The 22,060-nt window shown below is 58.6% G+C and carries 22 protein-coding genes and 2 pseudogenes; 16 read left to right on the top strand and 8 right to left on the bottom strand.

Annotated elements, in window-relative coordinates:
* Positions 1-22 precede the first annotated feature (22 nt).
* From AMK05_RS29100 to AMK05_RS29120, 5 genes are all read left to right on the top strand, one after another.
* Positions 23-943, top strand: a complete 921-nt coding sequence (locus tag AMK05_RS29100) for an ABC transporter permease (RefSeq protein ID WP_064843475.1) — start codon at positions 23-25, stop codon at positions 941-943.
* Positions 940-1,857: an ABC transporter permease gene (locus AMK05_RS29105; RefSeq protein WP_064843479.1), complete on the top strand. Its 918-nt coding sequence runs from the start codon at positions 940-942 to the stop codon at positions 1,855-1,857. The genes AMK05_RS29100 and AMK05_RS29105 overlap by 4 nt, the downstream gene beginning before the upstream one ends.
* Positions 1,857-2,828, top strand: coding sequence for an ABC transporter ATP-binding protein (locus tag AMK05_RS29110; RefSeq protein WP_064843481.1), 972 nt, complete (start codon positions 1,857-1,859; stop codon positions 2,826-2,828). Before AMK05_RS29105 ends, AMK05_RS29110 begins: the two co-directional genes overlap by 1 nt.
* Positions 2,825-3,820, top strand: coding sequence for an ABC transporter ATP-binding protein (locus tag AMK05_RS29115; protein ID WP_064843483.1), 996 nt, complete (start codon positions 2,825-2,827; stop codon positions 3,818-3,820). The genes AMK05_RS29110 and AMK05_RS29115 overlap by 4 nt, the downstream gene beginning before the upstream one ends.
* A gap of 464 nt (positions 3,821-4,284) precedes the next feature.
* Positions 4,285-6,330, top strand: coding sequence for an SPFH domain-containing protein (locus tag AMK05_RS29120; protein WP_064843487.1), 2,046 nt, complete (start codon positions 4,285-4,287; stop codon positions 6,328-6,330).
* Between the two features lie 42 nt (positions 6,331-6,372).
* On the opposite strand, the gene AMK05_RS29125 is transcribed toward AMK05_RS29120, so the two are convergent.
* From AMK05_RS29125 to AMK05_RS29135, 3 genes are all read right to left on the bottom strand, one after another.
* Positions 6,373-6,654: a hypothetical protein gene (locus AMK05_RS29125; RefSeq protein WP_064843842.1), complete on the bottom strand. Its 282-nt coding sequence runs from the start codon at positions 6,652-6,654 to the stop codon at positions 6,373-6,375.
* Between the two features lie 172 nt (positions 6,655-6,826).
* Positions 6,827-7,291 (bottom strand): NUDIX domain-containing protein, encoded by a 465-nt coding sequence (locus AMK05_RS29130; RefSeq protein ID WP_064843489.1) that lies wholly within the window; start codon positions 7,289-7,291, stop codon positions 6,827-6,829.
* A 344-nt stretch (positions 7,292-7,635) separates the two neighbouring features.
* A complete protein-coding gene (locus AMK05_RS29135) occupies positions 7,636-8,034 on the bottom strand; it encodes a RidA family protein (protein ID WP_064843490.1) in 399 nt (132 codons plus the stop codon).
* Positions 8,035-8,179: 145 nt separating this feature from the next.
* On the opposite strand from AMK05_RS29135, the gene AMK05_RS29140 reads away from it, so the two are divergent.
* Complete coding sequence (locus AMK05_RS29140) at positions 8,180-8,773, top strand: TetR/AcrR family transcriptional regulator (protein ID WP_064843491.1); 594 nt, start codon at positions 8,180-8,182, stop codon at positions 8,771-8,773.
* A 74-nt stretch (positions 8,774-8,847) separates the two neighbouring features.
* On the opposite strand, the gene AMK05_RS29145 is transcribed toward AMK05_RS29140, so the two are convergent.
* From AMK05_RS29145 to AMK05_RS29160, 4 genes and pseudogenes are all read right to left on the bottom strand, one after another.
* Positions 8,848-9,528, bottom strand: a complete 681-nt coding sequence (locus AMK05_RS29145) for a redoxin domain-containing protein (protein WP_064843492.1) — start codon at positions 9,526-9,528, stop codon at positions 8,848-8,850.
* A gap of 124 nt (positions 9,529-9,652) precedes the next feature.
* On the bottom strand, positions 9,653-10,570 hold the full coding sequence (locus tag AMK05_RS29150) for a carbohydrate ABC transporter permease (RefSeq protein ID WP_064843493.1): 918 nt from the start codon (positions 10,568-10,570) through the stop codon (positions 9,653-9,655).
* 10 nt (positions 10,571-10,580) lie between these two features.
* Positions 10,581-10,829: pseudogene (locus AMK05_RS29155) on the bottom strand (sugar ABC transporter permease); the annotation flags it as partial.
* Between the two features lie 2 nt (positions 10,830-10,831).
* Positions 10,832-11,017, bottom strand: a pseudogene (locus tag AMK05_RS29160) (ABC transporter substrate-binding protein); the annotation flags it as partial.
* Positions 11,018-11,326: 309 nt separating this feature from the next.
* On the opposite strand from AMK05_RS29160, the gene AMK05_RS29165 reads away from it, so the two are divergent.
* From AMK05_RS29165 to AMK05_RS29205, 9 genes are all read left to right on the top strand, one after another.
* Entirely contained in the window at positions 11,327-11,695 is a 369-nt protein-coding gene (locus tag AMK05_RS29165) for a Rid family hydrolase (RefSeq protein ID WP_064843500.1), read from the top strand.
* A 38-nt stretch (positions 11,696-11,733) separates the two neighbouring features.
* On the top strand, positions 11,734-12,987 hold the full coding sequence (locus AMK05_RS29170; protein WP_064843501.1) for an allantoate amidohydrolase: 1,254 nt from the start codon (positions 11,734-11,736) through the stop codon (positions 12,985-12,987).
* A 49-nt stretch (positions 12,988-13,036) separates the two neighbouring features.
* Positions 13,037-13,828 (top strand): transporter substrate-binding domain-containing protein, encoded by a 792-nt coding sequence (locus AMK05_RS29175; RefSeq protein WP_064843502.1) that lies wholly within the window; start codon positions 13,037-13,039, stop codon positions 13,826-13,828.
* Positions 13,829-13,872: 44 nt separating this feature from the next.
* Positions 13,873-14,535 (top strand): amino acid ABC transporter permease, encoded by a 663-nt coding sequence (locus tag AMK05_RS29180; RefSeq protein WP_064843505.1) that lies wholly within the window; start codon positions 13,873-13,875, stop codon positions 14,533-14,535.
* Positions 14,532-15,191 carry an amino acid ABC transporter permease gene (locus AMK05_RS29185; protein WP_064843507.1) on the top strand — a complete coding sequence of 220 codons (660 nt, stop codon included), beginning with the start codon at positions 14,532-14,534 and terminating at the stop codon, positions 15,189-15,191. Before AMK05_RS29180 ends, AMK05_RS29185 begins: the two co-directional genes overlap by 4 nt.
* Positions 15,169-15,894 carry an amino acid ABC transporter ATP-binding protein gene (locus AMK05_RS29190; protein ID WP_064843509.1) on the top strand — a complete coding sequence of 242 codons (726 nt, stop codon included), beginning with the start codon at positions 15,169-15,171 and terminating at the stop codon, positions 15,892-15,894. Before AMK05_RS29185 ends, AMK05_RS29190 begins: the two co-directional genes overlap by 23 nt.
* Before the next feature lie 62 nt (positions 15,895-15,956).
* The gene (locus AMK05_RS29195) at positions 15,957-17,651 is read left to right on the top strand and encodes an alpha-glucosidase (protein WP_064843510.1); all 1,695 of its coding nucleotides are present in this window, start codon (positions 15,957-15,959) and stop codon (positions 17,649-17,651) included.
* 23 nt (positions 17,652-17,674) lie between these two features.
* The gene (locus AMK05_RS29200; RefSeq protein WP_064843512.1) at positions 17,675-18,673 is read left to right on the top strand and encodes a LacI family DNA-binding transcriptional regulator; all 999 of its coding nucleotides are present in this window, start codon (positions 17,675-17,677) and stop codon (positions 18,671-18,673) included.
* Between the two features lie 472 nt (positions 18,674-19,145).
* Positions 19,146-20,033: a DMT family transporter gene (locus AMK05_RS29205; RefSeq protein WP_064843514.1), complete on the top strand. Its 888-nt coding sequence runs from the start codon at positions 19,146-19,148 to the stop codon at positions 20,031-20,033.
* Between the two features lie 17 nt (positions 20,034-20,050).
* Here the strand turns inward: AMK05_RS29205 and AMK05_RS29210 are convergent, their stop codons facing one another.
* On the bottom strand, positions 20,051-20,926 hold the full coding sequence (locus tag AMK05_RS29210; RefSeq protein ID WP_064843843.1) for a LysR substrate-binding domain-containing protein: 876 nt from the start codon (positions 20,924-20,926) through the stop codon (positions 20,051-20,053).
* A gap of 195 nt (positions 20,927-21,121) precedes the next feature.
* Between AMK05_RS29210 and AMK05_RS29215 the strand changes: the two genes are divergently transcribed.
* A complete protein-coding gene (locus AMK05_RS29215) occupies positions 21,122-22,057 on the top strand; it encodes a sugar phosphate isomerase/epimerase family protein (protein ID WP_064843516.1) in 936 nt (311 codons plus the stop codon).
* Positions 22,058-22,060: the final 3 nt, after the last annotated feature.

Here is a 22,060-nt window from a genome sequence, read left to right on the forward strand (position 1 = left end):
GAACGTCGCCTGAGGAGAGCGGATGTCCTTCATATACTTCCTGAAACGAGCGGGCTTCGCGGCGCTTGCGCTTGCAGCGCTGATGACATCCGCCTTTTTCCTGGTGCGGCTGACGGGGGATCCTGTCGATCTCTACCTGCCGGTCGATGCCTCGGATGCGGCGCGCGAAGCCATGCGCGTCCGTCTCGGCCTCGACGGTTCGCTTCCGGCACAATTCCTTGATTGGGCCTGGGACATCGTCAGACTCGATTTCGGGGTGTCGCTCTGGCACAACCGGCCGGCCATGGATGTGGTATTGGAAGCGCTGCCCAACACGCTGGCGCTCGGCGCCATTGCATTGACCCTGGCCTTCGGCGCCGCTGTCGTCATCGGATCCCTCGCCGCCTTGAATGCCGGCGGCTGGATCGATCGTGGCGTCAACCTGCTGTCGCAGGCCGCCGCCAGCGTGCCGGATTTCTGGCTCGGCCTGATGGGCGTGCTTTTATTCGCGGTCACCTTCCGTCTCTTGCCGACATCGGGCTTCGGCGGCCCGATCTACTGGGTACTGCCGATCGCCTGTCTTTTTGCCAGGCCTTTCGGGACCCTGGTGCAGATTATCCGTGGCTCGATGATCGAAGCGCTGAACGCGACCTTCGTGCGGACCGCACGGGCCAAGGGCGCGCGCGACGGACGAGTTACCTTCGTGCATGCGCTCCGAAACGCTCTCCTGCCCGCGGTCACCGTTACCGGCGACCTTGCCGCTCAGTTTGCCGGCGGCGGCGGCGTCGTTGAGGTGGTCTTCGGGTTTCCGGGGATCGGCAAGCTTCTGATTGACGGCATCCTCAAGCGCGACTTCGCCGTCGTCCAGGCATCGATCTTCGCGGTCGCTGTCGTCATCTTCTTCATCAACATCCTGGTCGACATGCTCTATGCCTCGATCGATCCGCGCGTGAGGGTCGAATGACCGAGGCGTCCGCCGAACTCCTCCCGGTCCGCGAGCGCCGTAGCCGCCGTATCCTGTGGCTCGCGCGCGCGCTCGCGGGTGACCCGATGGCGATGGCTTCAACGATCTGGCTACTGATCGTCATGTTTGCCATCCTCACCGATAGCCTGGAGCTCCTGGGCGAAAACCGCATCTCGCTTAAGGCGCGCAACCTGCCGCCCTTCGACTTCGGCCAGTCCTGGACTTTGTGGTTGGGGGCTGACGCGCTCGGACGGCCGCTCGTTATCCGTCTCATCGAGGCTGCTTCGACGACGATTGGGATCGCCCTCACGACCGTGTTGACGAGCCTGATCGGCGGGACGCTGCTTGGTGTGATTGCGGGTTATTTCGGCGGCATTGTCGGCAACATCATCATGCGGATCTGCGACGTCATCCTCGGCTTCCCAACCCTTCTGGTGGCGCTCTTCGGCCTCTATTTGTTCGGCCCAAGCGTCAGCAATCTAGTGATCGTGCTGGCCGTCACCCGCATGCCGGCTTATGTCCGTGTCGCAAGAGCTGAAACGCTGGAGGTCCGGGAACGGCTTTTCGTCGACGCCGCGCTCGTCTTCGGGGCCGGACCGGCGTGGATCCTGCGCAATCATATCCTGCCGAGCGTCGCTCCCACCATGCTGACACTCGCCTCCGTCAATCTCGCCATGGTTATGCTTTTTGAATCCGGCCTGAGCTATCTTGGCCTCGGCATCCAGCCGCCTGCGGTCAGTTGGGGACTGATGGTAGCCCAGGGCCAGGGATACCTGTCGTCAGCCTGGTGGCTCGGCTTTTTCCCCGGTCTGGCCGTCATGTTCACCACCATGTCGTTCAACCTGCTCGCCAACTGGTTCCGGATCGTCAACGACCCGTCGCAGCACTGGCGGCTTGTGAGCAGGAGGCGTTGATGGCACTTCTTGAGGTCAAGGACCTGCGAGTCAGTTTCGACACGGCGGCCGGGCGCATCCTCGCCCTCAACGGCGTCTCCTTTTCGCTTAACCGCGGCGAGGTTCTGGCGCTTCTGGGTGAGAGCGGCTGCGGAAAATCGGTGACAGCCTCGGCCATCATGGATCTCGTTCCCAATCCTCCGGGGGCGATCGACCATGGGTCGATCTGCTTCGATGGCTCCGAGCTTTTACAGCTCCCGCGGCAGGAGCGACGCGATGTTTGCGGCGACCGGATCGCCCTGATCTTCCAGGATGCGCTTGCGGCACTTAATCCGGTTTACCCCGTTGGGTGGCAAATCGCCGAAATGTTTCGCATCCATGGCCGCACCCCGGAAGGCGGCGTGGAAAAAGCCGTAATCGATCTCCTGACTGCCATCGGCATTCCTGACGCCGAACGCCGGGCGCGGCAATATCCGCACGAGTTTTCCGGCGGCATGCGTCAGCGCATCATGATCGCAATGGCCGTGGCGCTCGAACCGGACGTCATCATTGCCGACGAGCCGACGACGGCTCTCGACGTGACGATTCAGGCGCAAGTGGCCGATCTTCTGGACGCCATTCGCAAACGCAGCGGTGCCGGCATGATTTTCATCACCCACGATTTGGGGGTCGTAGCAGAACTCGCGGACCGGGTGGCGGTCATGTATGCCGGCCGCATCGTCGAGACCGCAAGCGTCTTCGAACTCTTCGAGAGCGCCAGGCATCCATACAGCGTCGGATTGCTTGCCTCGCAGCCGCGTATGGATATGGACGAGGAGGAACTGGTGCCGATCCCCGGCTCCGCGCCCAATCCTGTCGCCCTCCCGTCCGGCTGTGCATTCAGGACACGCTGTCCGCGCGCAGAGAAACTCTGTTGCGAGGTTGTCCCTCACCTTGAAACCGTGGGAGCGGACCGTCAGGTCGCCTGCCACTTTCCGGTATCGCCAACATGACCGAACCGCTTCTTAAAGTCCAAAATCTCTCCCGGCATTTCGGCGGCGCATCGGCTCCGGTGCGCGCCGTCGATGATGTCAGCTTCGAGATTGCAGCGGGGGAGACGTTGGGCCTCGTCGGCGAGAGCGGCTGCGGCAAGACCTCGCTGGTGCGCACGTTGCTGAAGCTCGGACCGGCAACCGGTGGCAGCGCTTTGCTTGACGGCGTCGATATCACCACGAGCAGCGGCCGGCACTTGCACGCGTTGCGCCGCAGGATGCAGGTCGTGTTCCAGGATCCCTACCAGTCGCTCAATCCCCGCATGCGGGTCGACCGGCTGATCTCGGAGCCCTGGGCGCTGCACCGTGGTGTCATGCCGAAGGCACGCTGGCGGGAAGAGACAGTCAAGCTGCTGGAATCCGTCGGTCTGCGTGGCGAACATGCGGACCGCTACCCTTCCGAATTTTCAGGTGGCCAGCGGCAGCGTCTCGGTATTGCTCGCGCTCTTGCGCTCAATCCGACGCTCCTCGTCTGCGATGAACCGGTTTCGGCCCTCGACGTTTCCGTCCAGGCGCAGGTCATCAACCTACTAGCCAAGCTGAAGCGCGAACGCAATCTGACGATGCTTTTCGTCGCGCATGATCTCGCCGTGGTGCGCCATATATCAGACCGCGTCATGGTCATGTATCTTGGCAAGATCATAGAGACCGGGCCGAAGCATTCCATTTTCAGCGCGCCGGCTCATCCTTACACCCAGGCCTTGCTTTCCGCGGTGCCGACACCGGATCCAAGGCTTCGCGGGAAGCGCAAACGCATCGTGCTGCAGGGCGAGCTTCCGAGCCCGGTCAACCCGCCCAGCGGATGCCGCTTCCGGACCCGCTGCTGGAAGGCCACATCGATTTGCGCAGAACAGGAACCAATGTTGATGGCGAGGACGCCGGCTCCGGGCCTGCTGACCGCGTGCCACCATGCCGATGAGCAAATTATCTCCACATCTTGTTCAACTGGATGATGATTACTGCCTTGAGCGGATCCGAGCCGCCGACATAGTGCGACGGCGAGCGGGACTTCTCTGTGCCGACGAATGTCGTGACCGCTGTGCGAAAAGTCCGTCACCGAAACGAATAAGCTGAAATGCCGTGCATCAGTAGAATTGAATGCTCGAAATATCGAAATCGTTGAAAGTGCTTGCCTGATTTCTGCATCAAGCATCTTTAAACCTTAAGGCGTAATTCTTACGTCCTTCATCGTCATGTCTATCAAGGCGACACCGATGTAAGATCACTCACGACCACGCCGCCCCTCATCGGGGACTCGGGACGCGCGTCGTTTTTTCCAGACAATGAGCAGCCCAAACGTTCGATACACAATTAGGTGCGTCGAACGAACAGGCGCGCCATCTCCCCGTCTTATCAACCAGCACCAACCGGGCGGCTATCGGGTGGAACGAACCCGTGCGCCCATACGAGAGAAAAGATGGAAACCTTACAATATCTGAGCCCGATGGGATGGAAGGCGATCGAAATCGCCGTTACGCTCATCGTGCTGGCAGCCCTGTTCCGGTGGAGCGGCGTGATCCGCTATATCCCGAACGACAGGCTCGGCATTCTCGAAAAGCTGTGGAGTTTTCGCGGCTCCGTCGACACTGGCTTCATTGCGCTCTATGGCGAGGCCGGCTTCCAGCCGGAAGTCGTGCGCGGCGGCCTGCATTTCTTCATGCCGTTCCAGTATTCGATGCACCGCGCCAATCTCGTGACCATTCCGCAGGGCCAGATCGGCTATGTCTTCGCCCGCGACGGCGAGCCGTTGCCGCCAACCCAGACGCTTGCCTCGAATGTCGACGCCGATGATTTTCAGGATGTGCGCGGTTTTCTGACGAAGGGCGGCCAGAAGGGGCCGCAGCGCAAGATCCTGCGCGAAGGTACCTATGCCATCAATCTGGCGCAGTTCATCGTGCTGACCGCCCAATCGACTCACTCCGTCAACCTGAACGCATCCGAACAAAGACTGTTTGCCGACATGTCGACCTTGATCACCGAGCGTAATGGCTTCGAGCCCGTCGTCATTCATGACGCCGAGGACCTGATCGGCGTCGTCACCATCCATGACGGTCCGGCGCTGCCGGATGGCGAAATCATCGCGCCGACCGTTGCCAACAATCCGAAGGATCCGAACTTCCACAATAATTTCCAGGACCCGGAGAAGTTTCTCAATGCCGGCGGTTATCGCGGCCGGCAATTGCAGGTGCTTGCCGACGGCAGTTATTTCCTCAACCGGATCTTTGCGACCGTCGAACTTGTGGAGAAGACGATCATCGAGGTCGGCACAGTGGGTGTCGTCGTCTCCTATACCGGCCGGCGAAGCGCCGATATCTCAGGCCAGTCCTATCGCCACGGCGAGCTGGTCGAGACGGGGGCACGCGGTGTCTGGTCGACGCCGCTGCTGCCGGGCAAATATGCGTTCAACACCTATGCCGGCAATATCATCATCGTGCCGACCACCAACTTCGTGCTCAAATGGACGAAGGAACAGTTCGGCGAACACAGGCTGGACGAGAATCTTTCCGAAGTGTCGCTGATCACCAAGGATGCGTTCGAACCGGTGCTGCCGCTCTCGGTCGTCGTTCATATCGACTATATGAAGGCGCCGCTCGTCGTGCAGCGTTTCGGCGATATCAAACGGCTGGTCGAGCAGACGCTCGATCCGATGATCTCGGCCTATTTCAAGAATATCGCCCAGACCAAGACCCTGATCGAACTGCTGCAGGAGCGCAGCGAAATCCAGCGCAAATCCGGCGATGAAATGCGCGAGAAGTTCAACTCCTACAGCCTCGAACTGCAGGAAGTGCTGATCGGCACGCCGCGGGCCAGCAACGGCCAGAACAGCATCGAGCAGATCTTGATCCAGCTGCGCGAGCGTCAGATCGCCGTCGAAAAGGTCGAGACCTACAAATTGCAGGAGGCGGCGGCGATCCAGGAGCGCACATTGCGCGAAAAGGAAGCGCTCGCCGAACAGCAGGCGAAGATCACGACATCGGCGCTCACCATCGAGATCAGCGAGAACGAAGGCAAGGCGCAGCTCGCCCGCACCCGCCAGCAGGCGGAAACCATTCAGGTGACCGCCAAGGCCGAAGCGGAAAAGGTGCGCCTCGCCGGCCTGGGTGAGGCCGACAGGATCAAGTCGATCGCACTTGCCGATGCCGAGCGCATCAAGGCGACCGGTTTGGCCGACGCCCAGAAGGTGCGCGCCGTCGGTCTGGCGGAAGCCGAAGCCACCGAGAAAAAAGTGGCGGCCTTCGGTGGCCCGGATTATCAGCTCCATTCGCAGGTGCTGATGCGTTTTGCCGAGGCAATCGAAAACGGGAGACTGCCGCTCGTGCCGCAGATCCAGGTCGGCGGCGCCGGCGGCGAAAAGGGCGCCGCCAATGGCCTTGTCGAAATGATGCTGTCGATGCTGGTCGCCGACCGGCTTGGACGGCCGGCTGCACCGGCTGCGGTGCCGGCGCCGATCGAGCAGCAGTGATTACCGACGGGCCGGCTCTGCCGGCCCGTTATGTGCATGGCGCTAGTGAACCTCTCCACCGGGTTTCACCCTGGTGGAAAATTGGTGGACGAGCATGATACCCTGTTCGAGGAGCAGCTCGGCCGCCCGCAGATCGCGTGGCGCCAGCTCCCCGGATAGTCCTCGGATCGTATTGGCGATGCAGATGGAGTTGGCGACAAAGCGGGCGTCGCCCGCATCTTCGGCCTCCTCCGCGGTTGCCTCAAGGGCATTGGCGACGGTATCGAGCAGGCTCGATCGCTCGACAAGCGTCATGTCGTTCAGAGTTTTCGAAATGCCATTCATGATCGTCTCCTCGCGCGTGCCCAAGGCGGGTCGCAGCGCCGATTTTCTCGATTTGAGAGAGGTGGCTTTGACTGTCAGATAGGGAGGGATTCTTCAGAAGCAACGCATGGCTGCCGCGCATTTCATGCATGCGTGCAGCGAAACTGGGGGCGTAGTCAAACATTTTGTCCCATCATGTCTGGCGCATCAGGAGCTCGGCAAGCATCGGTCGCTGCCCTTTCAACAGCTTTGTCTCTGCCTCGGCAGGGGAAAACCAAGCGGCGCGATCAACCTCCGGAAAGCTCTTGACCTGGCCCGATTTCGGCGGCCACTCCATTTGGAATTCAGAGCTTGGTATCGTATCGACGTCCAATATCGGATCGGCTTCGACCGACCAGACGACGACGATCTTGCCGCCGGGTTGCCGGTATTCGCCAAGCGGCGTGAACATGCCGTCGACCGTGACGCCGAGCTCTTCGCCGGTCTCCCTAATTGCCGCCGCCAGTTCATCCTCTTCCGGTTCGACCAATCCCTTCGGGATCGACCAGGCAGCCTCGTCCTTCCGAGCCCAGAAGGGACCGCCCGGATGAACGAGAAGGATTTCGAGGTCCTTGGACGCACGCCGATAGATGAGAAGTCCGGCGCTGCGGATTGCCATCGCATTGTGCCCTTTCCGCGTTCGTCACGGGGCCAGACATTCCTCGCAGATGCCGCAGCCGTCATCGTCCATCCATTGGCGCCGGCGCCGGCAACAAAGGCACGCACGACTGTCCGGCCGTTCCTTTGTGTCTTCCGGAGGAATGATCTCGATTGTCGTCTCGAATTGAGTGTCAGCTACAAGTTCCGTCATCTCGCTGCTCCGTCAGTCCGGTGGATATGAGATAGGAGCGGCTGGCGATGTCGGCAAGTTCCGGGCGAGAACGGCAACTTGCTGAAGGTTGCGTGTCAGGCTTGATCGCAAGCCTGGCGCAGAGGCTGCTCCCGCAGCGGGGGCTTTGAATATCAGTTGCCTGCCGGAATACGGGCGATGACCTTTATCTCGAAATCGAAGCCGGCGAGCCAGTTGACGCCGAGCGCCGTCCAATTCGGATAGGGCGGCTTGCTGAAAACCTCTTGCTTGACGGCCATGATGGTTGCGAACTGGTTTTCAGGGTCGGTGTGGAAGCTGGTGACATCGACGATATCATCCAGCGTGCAGCCGGCTGCGCTGAGCGTCGCCTTCAGATTCTCAAAGGCCAGCCTTACCTGGCTTTCGAAATCGGGTTCGGGTGTTCCGTCCGAACGGCTTCCGACCTGTCCGGACACAAACAGCAGATCGCCCGATCGGATGGCGGCGGAATAGCCGTGCTCTTCGTAGAGAGCGTGCCTGTCGGCAGGAAAGATTGCTTCGCGTTGGGTCATTCTGATCTCTCTTTGTTGGTGACGGCGACCGATACCCTTCACACGTCCATGCGAGATTTGGTATACGGTACGTATGTGTAATATCTGGCATGCGCGGCGTATGTCAAATAAATATACGCCGCGTATGTGAATTGGAGAGAGTTGAATGGCGACGAGACGCAGCGAATCGATGCAGGAAAACCGCCTCAAGTTGATAGCCGCTGCGCGAAAAGCGTTTGCCGAGAAGGGTTACGCCGCAGCCTCGATGGACGAGCTGACGGCGGACGCCGGTCTCACACGGGGCGCGCTCTACCACAACTTCGGCGACAAGCGCGGGCTCCTGGCGGCGGTTGTCGAGCAGATCGACACGGAGATGGCGGCGCGCGCCAAAGAGATCGGGGCTCGGGCGGGCAGCGACTGGCAGGGCCTGCTCGCCGAGGGTGCGGCCTATATCGAGATGGCGCTCAATCCGGAAGTCCAGCGCATCGTTCTGCTCGATGGGCCTGCGGTATTGGGTGATCCCTCGCAATGGCCGAGCCAGGACAATTGCCTCCAGGTCACGAAAAGCGCCGTGCAGCGCCTGATCGCCCAAGGCATCCTCAAGCCGCTTGACGCCGAGGCGACGGCCCGGTTGCTGAGCGGCGCGGCGCTCAATGCGGCTCTCTGGATTGCCGCCAGCGAAAATCCGCAAAGCGTGCTGCCGAAGGCCGTCGAGGCTTTTCAGGCCTTGGCGGCAGGTCTGCTGGTGGAGCGGTCGTGATCGGCAAATGCATGTTGCCGGTGCGGCGGTTCCCGGATAACGACATGCAAGGCCGGCCGACCGTTCGCTGCATGTCAGCGGTCAAGGCTGCCGGCGGCGGCGATGATCTCCGCCGCGGTCGGGAAGACGGAGAGGCTGTTCGGTTCGATGAGCCCCTCTATTTGTGCCCAGCCGATGATGCCCTTCGCATTGACCAGGAAGTGTCCGACGAGTTGGGTCCCGTGGTTCGCAAAGATCGCATGATCGGCTTCGGCAAGTTCGAAGCCGTCCTTGGCGTTGAGTATCGTGTTGGCTTCCATCGGGTGCAGCGGCTCCGGCAGTTCGCCGGTGGGGTTGATGCGTACCGCCTGGAACTGTGCCATCGTTGCGCTGTAGGGCCATTCGGGCTGCTCGCGGCTGCCTTCGGGCAGGAACTCGGCATGCGGCACGCCGTAGGCGCGATGCGTGCGGCAGTCGGGGTCGCATAGAAGCGTTATCGGCGTCGGCCGGTGGCGGAAATACAGGCGGGCACGTTCGACCGGCGTATTGATAACGGCCACGATCTCCACCCCGGCGGCGCGCAGCGTCGGCTCGACGCCGGCAAGCTGTTCCAGCTGACGCCGGCAGAACGGGCAGTGCAGCCCGCGAAAGAAGCCGATCAGGAACGGGCGGCCGCTCAAGTCGCCGAAAGAAACCGTTCCGTCGAAGTTGGCCGAGGCCAGTGCGAATCCGGGCGCCGCTTCTCCAGGCTGCAGCGGGCGTTTCTGGTCTCCCATGGAATAATTCCTCTATCGTGTCGTCCGGACAGACGATCGAAATTGAACTATACCACGTGTCGCAGGAAGGCCCATGCTCGACGTTGTGGCCGCCGCATGGAGTTCGGCATGCCATTTGCGGCCGTTACTCCTTCACCGCCCCGGTCATCGAGGACACGTAATAATCCACGAAGAACGAGTAGAGGATGACCACCGGCAGCGAGCCGAACAGCGCGCCCGCCATCAGCGCCCCCCATTCGAAGACATCGCCGCGCACCAGTTCGGTCAGCACGCCGACGGGAATGGTTTTATTCTCCGATGACTGAATGAAAGTAAGGGCATAGATGAATTCGTTCCAGGATAGCGTGAAGGCGAAGATGCCGGCTGAGATCAGCCCCGGCACGGCCAGCGGCAGGATGATCTTGGTCAAAATCTGCCACCGGTTGGCGCCATCCACCAGGGCGCTTTCTTCCAGTTCGAAGGGGATCGAGCGGAAGTAACCCATCAGCAGCCAGGTGCAGAAGGGAATGAGGAAGGTCGGATAGGTGAAGATCAGCGCCAGCCGGGAATCGTAAATCCCGAGCTTGAAGACGATGAAGGCAAGCGGGATGAAGAGGATCGAAGGCGGCACGAGATAGGCGAGGAAGATCACCAGGCCGACGGAGCGTGAGCCGGTAAAGCGGACGCGCTCGATCGCATAGGCGCCGAGGACCGACGCCACCAGCGAGAGGAAGGTGGAGCAGACCGCGACCAGCATCGTGTTCCACAGCCAGCCCGGATAGGATGTCTCGAGGAACAGGTATTTGATGTGCGCAATCGTCGGTCCGACCACCCAGAACGGGCTGTAATTTGTATAGTCGGTCAGCTGCTCGTTGGGTTTCACCGCGGTGATCGCCATCCAGTAAAACGGGAAGAGCAGCACGAAGACGAAAACCGCCATCGGCAGATACAGCATCACGATCCGCCGCGGCAGGCGGTTCAGATAGCTCATGCCTTCGGCATTGTCGGTCACGACCTGATCTGCGGTGTTGGCCCGATCGGCTGTGTTTGAATGTGTCGACATCGTCATTCTCCTAATCCTGGCCGCCCTGCTGCCATTTGCGCCGCTGCAGGCCGAAGAAGCTGAACATGATCGCGCCGAGCAGGAAGGGCACCATGGCGACGGCGATCGCCGCACCCTCGCCGAGCTGGCCGCCGGGAATGCCGCGCTGGAACGACAGCGTCGCCATCAGATGCGTGGCGTTGACGGGGCCGCCCTTGGTCAGCACGTAGATCAGCTGGAAATCGGTGAAGGTGAAAAGCACTGGTAAGGTCATCACGACGGGGCGGCGGCATACATGTCGACCAGAACGTAGTCGGCCATGGTTGCCGCCGAGGCGTAGCCGAGCGGGCCGGCATAGCCGTTCGGGCGCAGTTTTTCCGAGGCGCGCGCATAGGGCGCGTGGACCGGATCGGCGGTCCAGACCGGGTTCTTGGCGAAGGCCTTGAGCGGCTGGCAGCAATAGGCGCTGCATAGCTCGACTGCCCGTCGCTCCAGGCAGAAAAAATTACGTATAAATATCAATGGCATAATTTTCGCTTCCAGTCACGGATGGCAGCGGCGCGAATCCGCTTGACTATTAGAGAGAAATGACTAACTCTTGTAATCGATTTCAATGACGTCAGACAAGGATAGATATGAAGTCATTAGTGTATATTCGGCGTATTACAGTGATATATCGGAGGTTAAACAAAGTATAGCTAGGTCTTAATGCGCCGTCATGCATGTAGTTTGTTGAGCTATAGGCGATCTTTCTAAAGAAAGAAGAGGAAATTTGAGTTGGCAGGTAATGACATCGTTCGGCATCCCATTGAAAACGGAAAATCACGCCTCACTATCTACAAGCTTCCGGGTGGCGGCGGCTTTGTTTGGTGCGTCGCCGGCCCGCCGGACACGTCCAAGGATCTGCCTGGCCAGACGCACGACATCTTGGCAGAGGTCGACAAGCGGCTGGTTGAAGGCGGGACCGACCGTTCAAGAATTGTGAAAGCTGAAGTGGTTGTCACCAACCATGATCGCAAACCCGAATTCGATGCCATCTGGCGCGAATGGATGCCCGAAGGTTGCGGTCCGGTTCGCTCGTTCGTTCAGTCGATCATGCCCGATGGCGACCAGGTTGAGGTCATCATCACCGCGGTCCTCCCTTGAAGTTGAAATCCAACCAGTTACTCGAGCGGTGGTCGCGCATGCATGATAGTTCCGATAACTCGCTGGCTTGCGGAAGCAGAATCGAAAGCAGACTGCAGTTGCTAGAGCAATTTTCGGCAGAGAAGGGAGCGTTAGCACGCTTCCCTCTTTCTCCTGAACTCGCCGCAGCGAATGCATTAGTGCGGGACTGGATGCAGGACGCAGGGATGACTGTCTGGCAGGATGCCGGCGCCAATATCATTGGCCGCTATGAAGGTCATCGAGGCAGTCTCCCCGCACTGGTCTTGGGATCGCATCTCGATACTGTTCGGGACGCTGGCCGTTATGACGGTATGCTCGGGGTCGTCGCGGCTATTGAATGCGTCGATCAACTGAACCGCCGGGGTGCTCGTTTTCCGTTCGCGATCGAGGTCATTGGATTTTGCGATGAAGAGGGCGTCAGATTCGGGACGAGCATCGTCGGCAGTCGGGTGGTCGCCGGCAGTTTCGACGCTGCCGAACTGCTTCGCGCAGATGAAAACGGCGTCTTGGCATTACAGGCGCTTACCGCCTCCGGTCTCGACGCGGATCGCATGCAGACCGCTGTGAGGCGTCCTGACGAAATCCTGGCGTATGTCGAATTGCATATCGAGCAAGGCCCGGTCCTGGAACGGCTCGGTCATGGTCTCGGATGCGTCTCAGGAATAGTCGGCGCCAGCAAGTTGGAGATCGTCCTGCGCGGCGAAGCAGGACATGCAGGTACAGTTCCAATGCAAGGGCGTCGAGACGCGCTGGTCGCTGCATCGGAATGCATCTTGGGTATTGAGACGATCGCTGCAAAAACCGGGGCAGTGGCAACGGTTGGGTATGTCGACGTCGAGCCGGGCTCCAGCAACGTCATTCCTGGAAAAACGTCCTTCGCCGTAGATATCCGGTCGCTCGATGACGAAGTGCGCCGGAACACCGTCGTACTGATCCGCGAATGCGTTGCGGAAATCTGCGCGCATCGGAAGGTCCAACCAAAATTCACCCTCGCGCAGCGTCAGACCACTCCATGCTCGGAGTGGCTGCAAAATCAGATCGTTGAAGCAATTGACCGAGTTCAGGGAGCTTGCCCGGTTTTGCCAAGCGGAGCGGGGCACGACGGTATTTGGATGAGCAAAGTCTCCGATATCGGCATGATCTTCGTTCGATGCGCTGGCGGTATCAGCCACAACCCTGCCGAGTCAGTCTCTGTCGAAGATCTCGAGGGGTGCGCCCAAGCGCTCCTTCAATTCATAGCCAATTTCGAGCCGCCTGGGAAAGCGGCATAGCGAAACGAATGTTCGGTCATGGGGACCAACAAAACAAAAGGGGAATAAAATGAACGTCAAAAGAATTCTTACCGGCATTGCGATGACGACTGCCGTTGCTCTCTCGGCCTTGGCCGCCAAGGCTGATGTCCTCGATGACATCAAGAAGGAGGGCGTGATACAGATCGGCGTCCCGCAAGATGTACCGCCCTTCGGCATGGTAGGCCCGGACGGCACGCGTGTGGGTTACGATGTCGAAATGGCCGAATTGATCGGCAAGAGGCTCGGAGTAACCGTGGAACTTGTTCCGGTTGCGGGCTCGAACCGGGTTCCCTTCATCGAGTCGGGCAGGGTCGCGCTCGTCATCTCGAGCCTGGGCAAGAACCCGGAGCGTGAAAAGGTGATCGACTTCACCGACGCCTATGCGCCTTTCTTCAATGGGGTTTTTGGTCCACCGGACCTTAAAGTGACGAAGGCCGAGGAACTTTCCCAAATCAAAGTCGGCGTTACCAAAGGCACGATCGAGGACCTTGAACTATCGAAGATCGCCCCTGCAGACGCTGACATTCGCCGCTACGACGGCAGCGCCGCTGCCTATAGCGCATATTTTGCTGGGCAGGTGCAAGCTATAGCCACGGGCAACGTCGTTGCCGCGTCTCTCATGGAGACGGACCAAAGGAAGAAGATGGAGGTTAAGTTCGTAATCAACAAGTCGCCTTGCTTTATCGGCCTAAAAAAAGGCGAACCGGCGCTGCTCGAGGCCGTCAACAAGATCATCAAGTCGGCCAAAGCTGACGGAAGCCTTAACGCGATCTCGCAAAAGTGGATGCACGCGGATTTGCCGCAAGATCTTCGCAACTGAGCAACTGGCCAATAGCTTTCGCTATTGGCCAAGCGAGGAACAAGATGTTTAGTTTCAGCTGGATAGGCGAATACGCCGGTTTGCTCGCCAAATGCATCTTCGTCACGCTGGAGCTGGCGGTCGTCAGTTCAGCGTTTGGGATGCTTTTGGGTATCCTTCTAGCGTGGGTTCTTACGTGGGGACCGAGAGTCTTTCGGCCTGCCGTAAAACTCTACATAGAATCTATCCGCAACACACCGTTCATGATCCAACTCTTCTTCCTATACTTCGGGCTGCCGCAGCTTGGAGTGGAGATGGAGGCACCAACGGCTGCCTACCTGGCAATGATCCTCTATGTTGCGGCCTATTGCACCGAGATCATTCGCGCTGGATTGAATGCGACGCCGAGGGGCCAGGTCGAGGCTGGCGTAAGCCTTGGCATGTCGAAGAACGAAACCTTCTTCTATATCCTGCTTGTGCCAGCACTTCAGCGCGTTTGGCCGGCGCTGTCCTCGCAAATCGTCATTTCGATGCTGGGATCGGCCGTAGTGTCGCTCATTTCCGTACAGGATCTCAGTTACGCGACGTCCTTTATTGAAACCAGGAATTTCCGCTCGTTCGAAACATATCTCTTTTCAACGCTCGCATATCTGCTCCTCGCGGTGGCGCTTCGAAGATTGCTTGCACTCGTACCCGTGTTCTTCTTTTCGAAGGGAAGTACGCCATGATCGAATATACCAACTGGGAGATATTTCGTAACCTTCTTTTGGGAACGCGGTGGACTGCATTACTATTTCTTGTGTGTCTGTTCGGAGGCGGAATCCTGGGAGTGGTTCTTCTTTTCGCAAGAATCTCCGAAAACAGATTTTATAGGAAGCTGGCATGGGGCTATATCGAATTCTTCCAAGGCACGCCTCTCCTGATGCAGTTGTTCCTGTTCTTCTTCGGACTCGCCTTGGTGGGACTAAAGCTCCCCGCTTGGGCCGCGGCCAGTATCGCGCTTATTTGTTGGGGTGCCGCTTTCCTTGCGGAGATTTGGCGGGGCTGCGTTGAATCAATTGCGAAGGGACAGTGGGAAGCGTCTGCAAGCCTTGGCATGGGACGCCTACAGCAGATGCGCTATGTCATCGTCCCTCAGGCCACAAGAGTTGCGATCGCTCCTACGGTCGGCTTTCTCGTGCAAATCATCAAGGCAACGGCGTTAACCTCAATCATAGGGTTTGTGGAGTTGGCCCAAGCAGGAAACGTCATCGTCAATTCCACCTTCATGCCTTTCACCGTCTACGGCTACGTCGCCCTGATCTATTTCGCGCTTTGCTGGCCATTGTCGGCGGCGAGCAAGCTGATTGAGGAGAAGCTCAATGCCAATAATCGCAGTGCGTGAACTGAGAAAAAGCTATGGCCATCTCGAGGTCCTTAAGGGGATCAACCTCGATATTGAGGCGGGCGAGGTTGTGGCCATTATCGGCAAGAGTGGTTCAGGAAAGAGTACGTTCCTCCGGTGTATCAACGGCCTTGAGACAATCTCCGACGGAACAGTGGAAGTTGCCGGCGAATACCTGGACTACAATGAAGCGCAGTTGCGAAAACTGAGGCTGAAGGTGGGCATGATCTTCCAGCAGTTCAATCTCTTCCCCCATTTGTCGGCAGGGCGAAACGTCATGCTGGCGCAGAAGGTAGTTCGTGGCACACGTGCCTCGGAAGCCGAAGCCATTGCTCGCCAAATGCTTGCGAAGGTAGGACTTGCGGAAAAATTCGAAGCCATGCCTGGTGAACTGTCCGGCGGCCAGCAGCAGCGCGTCGCCATAGCTCGAGCGCTTGCCATGCATCCCGTGGCCTTGCTCTGTGACGAGATCACATCGGCGCTTGATCCGGAACTTGTTTCGGAGGTTCTGGCCGTTGTTAAGGGCCTCGCGAAAACGGGTATGACTTTAGCGATGGTCACCCATGAAATGAGATTCGCTCGCGAGGTCTGCAATCGCGTAGCCTTCATGCACCAAGGCAAGGTGCATGAAATAGGCCCGCCGGAAGAAATCTTTGTAAACCCGCAGACCCCGGAACTCAGGCAGTTCCTCGGGGCGGCGTGACGCGAAATCCCCCTCCCCGAGATCCCGTCTGATTTGAAATCGATTACAGATACGAGAGCGAAATGAACTCTGTCCAAGCAAACGAGCAGCAAACCCCTTGGTGGAAATCCGCGGTCATTTACCAGATATACCCCAGAAGCTTCCTTGACACGAACGGTGACGGCGTAGGTGATCTGAGGGGCATTATTCAGAAGCTGCCTTACATCAAGTCGCTGGGCGTCGATGCAATCTGGCTCGGCCCGATCTGCTCTTCTCCGAATGACGACATGGGGTATGACGTCAGTGACTATCGTCAGATCATGACCGAGTTCGGAACGATGGCGGACTTCGATGAGCTCATGAGCTTAGCAAAAGCTGCCGAGCTGAAAGTCATTGTCGACCTCGTTCTCAACCATTCCTCCGATGAGCATTCTTGGTTCATAGAGTCGAGGTCGTCGCGGGACAATCCTTATCGAGATTACTATATTTGGAGAGATGCCAAAGGTAACGGCGAGCCCTCAAATTGGGAATCGGTATTTAGCGGCTCCACCTGGGAGTTCGATGAAGCTTCGGGTCAATACTATCTCCACCTATATAGCCGCAAGCAGCCGGATCTTAACTGGGAGAATCCCGAGGTCAGGCGTGAGCTGTTCAATGTGGTTCAGTTTTGGATAGATAAGGGCGTCGATGGATTTCGTCTCGACACAATTACGACGATTTCCAAAGCCCCAGACTTCCCGGACGCCCCGGTGGTTGATTCAACGCGAAGCCGACAGCCTGCAACGCAGTATTACATGAATGGTCCGCGGATGATGGAATATCTTCGCGAATTCCACGATGTGTTGCTGTCCGATCCTGCGCTGGTCACGATTGGCGAAGCCCCAGGCGCCACCCCCTTGCAGGCGCTCGATCTGATCGACAGCAAGGCTGGGGTTATGGATATGGTAATCCAGTGGGAGCATATCGAAGCCGATCCTGGCACTGGTGGAAAGTGGGGACCGGAATGGTGGACGGTTCCCCATTTCCGGAAGATTATGTCTGCCTGGCAAAGAGGCCTCGCCGGGAAAGGATGGAACACCCTCTATCTCAACAATCATGATCAGCCGAGAGCTGTATCCCGCTTCGGCGATGACGCGAAATACCACAGCGAGTCTGCCAAGATGCTCGCAACATGCATCCATCTCCTCCAGGGCACGCCTTTCGTATACCAAGGGGAAGAAATCGGCATGACGAACGTCGCCTTTGCCTCGATTGGCGACTACCGATGTGTCGAAACCCTCAATATGTATCAAAAGGAGCGAGCTGCTGGTGTGAGCGATGCCACGCTCATGGAACGCATCCATCGCAAGAGCCGCGATAACGCCCGCACGCCAATGCAGTGGACGGGCAAACCTAACGGGGGCTTCACCGGGGCGAAGCCATGGATTGCCGTCAATCCGAACTATGCCGCCATCAACGTCGAAAAACAGGAAGACGATGTTCTGTCGGTCTTGAATTATTATCGAAAGCTTATCGCATTGCGGAAGTCGAATCCCGTCATCGTTCACGGCTCTTATGCGGATGTCGATACGAATAGTGATTGGGTCTATGCCTTCAAGCGCTCGCGCGATGGGACCGAACTCCTTTGCATCAATAATTTCTCGGCCAACGACATTCCGTTCCGTGCTCCGCTCCCTTCGAACGCTGACTCCATTGAGGTGATTATCGGAAATTATGAAGATGATTACGCAAGGAGCGTGCGTCCGTTCGAAACTCGGGTGTATAGGTATAGAACATGAATCGCTGAAAAAGACGGGGTCTAATGACGAGGAAAGTAGGGAAGCTGTCTATCCAGGACATCGCAGAGATGGCTGAGGTTTCGACGGCAACCGTATCCAGGGTGGTCAACGGATATCCGCACATCACACCGGAGAAACGGGAGCGCGTCCTTAAGGTGATCAAGCAGATGCAGTACGAGCCAAGCTCGATTGCACGCGAGTTGCGTATGTCGCAGACGCGGCGGATCATGGTTACGGCGGCAAACCTTACTTCCCCTGTCGTCGATGAATTGTTTCGGGGGATGGAGCGCCGAGCGACGGAAGGAGGGTACAAGGTATTTTTTGCTCCAACCTCGAAAACCTACGACCGTGAGGTAGATCTCATGGATCAACTCGCAAAACGGGTCTTTGACGGCGCAGTCCTGTTCGGTAGTACTTTATCGGCCAAGGAGCTTGAAAAGGCTGCGAAGCGGTACAACATCGTACAATGTAGCGAATTCGTGCCTGCGCGGGTTGCGGGCGTTTCGATTGACGACGAGGCTGCCGCAAAAGACCTGACGGCCTATCTCCTATCGCATGGTCATAAGAGGATTGGTTTGCTGCGCAAGAGTTCGACCTACTCTGGCCAAGCGCGTGAGCGAGGCTATCGAGCGGCTTTGAAAGAAGCAGGCATGGCTGCTGATACCCCTCTTATTTTCGAGGCTGACTACACATATCAGGGCGGTATCGATGCAACCGCTACACTTCTTTCGTCCCATCCCGACATCACGTCAATATTCTGCACCAACGACCTGATGGCATTGGGGTGCATGAATGCCCTTCGCGCTTCTGGACGAAAAGTCCCAAACGATATCACCGTCGTTGGTTTTGACGGGACGATTGAATCCACAATGTGCGAGCCACAAATAACCACTATTTCGCAGCCGCACTTTGAAATCGGATATTGTTCTATGGATACCTTGATCAATACCATTGAAAGTGGCAGGCGGCAGTCTATGCATCGCTTCTTGCCCCATACACTAACGATCCGCGGATCCGCTTAGCGGCAAAAGCGGAACACGCGGCTCCGGCAGGATCAAGCTTGCTTCGACGCGCTGACGCCAATGCGGGTCGAAGCATAATCGAGGCCGAAATCCACTTAGCGAAACGTTGCAAGCTGTTCAGGCAAACCGAGCTATCTCTGGTAGGACCGGCGCTCCACCTCCAATAGAAGAGCCGACGTACTTTGACGGGGGCGCCTTGACCCCTTCGCAGTACTTCAGGTGACGATCGTGCCACCGCCCGGGCGGGCATGATGACCCTGAAGTGCTCCCTGATTTGGGCGGGAGCTGGAATTTCCGGGGTTATAGCTGAGTTTGGCGGGGATGCCGGTGAGCTGTTCATAAGCGAAATCGGCACTCTACCTATCGCGCTATGTTCGCCAAGTGCAGTTTTTGCATTCGAACAAGCGTTTTTTGCCACTCGTGTTCGCCTTCGGCTGGCAACTAGATTGCCGCTTGTTTGAGGGGCGGACGGATGGGCGTGAGATTTGCCGATGTTCCGGCATTGGCAGGGATTCCACTGTCTTTGGCGGCTTATTTTCTATTCAGTTCCAGCGACATGCTTGTAAAGGCGTTGACGCGGGAAGTCCCGGTTTTCCAGGTTGTCCTGCTTCAGGTGGCCTTCGCGTTCATACCGTTCATGCTTGTGGTGCTCCGGCGCGGCGGCTTCAGCAGACGTATCAGAAATCGCTCGCTGGTCGCCATTCGCGGCCTGCTCGCGGGCGTCAATACGCTTTGCGGCTTCTACGCCTTCTCGGCGCTTCCCCTGGCGGAGGTCTACGCGATCGTTTTCTGCACGCCGATCGTCGTTACGCTCGCTTCCATTCCCGTTCTCGGGGAAACCGTCGGAATGCACAGGATCGCCGTCATCGTCGCCGGCTTCCTCGGAATTCTCGTCATGATCGATCCGATCGCCACCCATTTCAGCCTGGCGCATCTGTCGGCCTTCGGCAGCGTCTTGGCGAGCGCGGCCGTCATCCTGATCATGCGGAAAATCGGCAAAGAAGAGGACCGGGTCAGCATGGTCGCAGCCGTGCTGGCCGGAATCCTGCTCGTCGGTTTGCCGGGCGCGCTCGTCCAATGGCAGCCTCTGAACGGCAAGGCCCTGCTCATTGCCGCCGGTTCCGGCTTTTTCATGGGCGTTGCGCAATTCGTGTCGCTCGAAGCCCTTCGCCGGGCGCCTGCGTCGGTAATCGCGCCCCTGCAATATACGATGCTCGTCTGGGCGCTTGCCTACGGCGTCGCGATATTCGACGACCCTGTGAAAGCCAATGTGCTGGCCGGAGCGCTGATCGTCATCGCCGCCAATCTTTATAACTTCCATCGGGAGCGCCTGCGCGCCCGGCGGATTATCGAGGCGTGAGATCGATGAGGCGACCGTCAGGCGCCGAGATTATCGACGAGATACTGGCGAAGTCGCGCGATGGCGGGCTCGTTCCACCGGCTCTTGGAGGCATAGAAATAATAGGAGTCCAGGTAGGTTTCCGTTGCAACCGCTTCCACCAGCCGGCCCTGACCGATTTCGGGCGCGACCAGGATCTCGTTGGCAAGCGCCACGCCCTGGCCGATCGCCGCGGCCTCGATGACGATATGCGCGTAGCCCAGCTTCTGGCCGCCGAGCGTCGAGGGAGCCTTGACGCCATTGGCGTGCAGCCATCTCACCCAAGCGTCGGTGGTCTGCTCGTGAAGCAGGGGAACCGAGAGCAGGTCGCGCGGCTCCGCCACCGGATGGCGTTCCAGGAAGTCGCGGCTGGCGACGGCGATATGCCTTGGCCGATAGAGTTCGACGGAGTTGCTGTAGGCGATGTACTCCCGCCCGTAGTGAACGGCGACATCGGCTTCGAAGCGCCGGAAATCCGGAAGATGATCGGTTGCCCGCAACAGCACGACATCGACCCGGGCGGCGCGGTTGATCTCTTCGATCCGTGGCATTAGCCACGATTTGTTGAGGCCCGGTCCGCACCACACCTTCAGCTGCTGGTGGCCCGACGGGCGAAGCATGAATGTCGCGTCGTCGATATGGTCGAATGCCACGGCGATACGCTCGTGATACTCCTTTCCCGCATCGGTCAAACGCGTCTCGGCAAAGTTGCTGTCGAGCAGTTTGACCCCGAGCCAATTCTCGAGCTTGCGGACATGGCGCCCCACCACGGTGTGGTGGATCGACAGATTTTCCGCGGCCGAGCGGAGACTGCCGAGCCGGGCGACGGCATCGAAGGCCCGCAAGGCGGTGAGTGGTGGCAAATTACGAGGCATCGAACCCACGGTTTCGTAAGGAGGCGGGACGAAAACTATCATGTGCATTTTTCGCAGTGTGGTGCATTTCGTGCATTCCGGTTAGCGTTTTTTGCACCTCCCCGGGGCTCACGTTCGGCGCGATGGTCTTTCGCATGGAAACAGCTGAAGCGTTTTCGTTTTCCACCAAGACATCGAACCAGAGGATCAACTCCCGTGAGAATCGGTTTTTACACGAACTATTCCAAGGAAACCGCCGAGTTCGCCCATGAGGTCGGCTTCACCAGTCTGCAGCTCTCCGCCTGGCCGGGTTCGGCCCTCGACGCCAACACGACGACCGACGCCGAGCTCGCGGAAATCCGCAGGGATCTCGACAGCAAGAATATCCAGATCTCGGCTCTGGGATATTATCCCAACTACCTGCATCCCGACGATCATGAACGCGAGGCGGCGCAAGCTTACCTGCCCAAGGTCATGAACCTCGCCTCTCGCCTCGGCGTCGAGGTGGTGGCGACCTTCGCCGGCCAGGACCCGCGGCTCAATGTCGAGGAGAACATCCCTGCTTTTAAGGAGCTTTTCTCCCGGTATTGCGATCTCGCCGAAAAATCGAACGTGAAGATCGCCCTCGAAAATTGCCCGATGATCAACGTCGTAACGATGAAGGGCAACAACATCGCCTACAGCCCGGAAATCTGGGACGTAATCTTCGACGCCGTTCCCTCCGACCGCCTCGGCCTCGAATTCGATCCGTCGCATCTCGTCTGGCAGGGCATCGATTACTGCCAGGCGATCAAGGATTATGCCAGCAAGGTATTCCATGTTCACGCCAAGGACATGGAGATCGACCGGAAGATCCTCGCCCGGAGCGGGATTCTCGGGCGCTCCTTCGCGCCGAAAAAGGGCCTCGACCGCCGCTGGTGGCGCGCGCGCGCGCCGGGTTGGGGCGAGGTCGACTGGCCGAAGTTCATCAGCGCCGTCATCGTCTCGGGCTACCAGGGCAATCTCGACATCGAGCATGAGGATGACGTCTTCGCGAGCATGCAGACGATCCACTCGATCAGGTCGGAGGCCGACGTGGTCAGCAATTACAGCCAGGAGCGCGCCGGCTTGCGGCTCGGCTACAACACGCTTTCCAAGCTGATCGTGACGTGAGGC

Origin of the sequence: Rhizobium sp. N324 (assembly GCF_001664485.1) — a bacterium.
GTDB lineage: Bacteria > Pseudomonadota > Alphaproteobacteria > Rhizobiales > Rhizobiaceae > Rhizobium.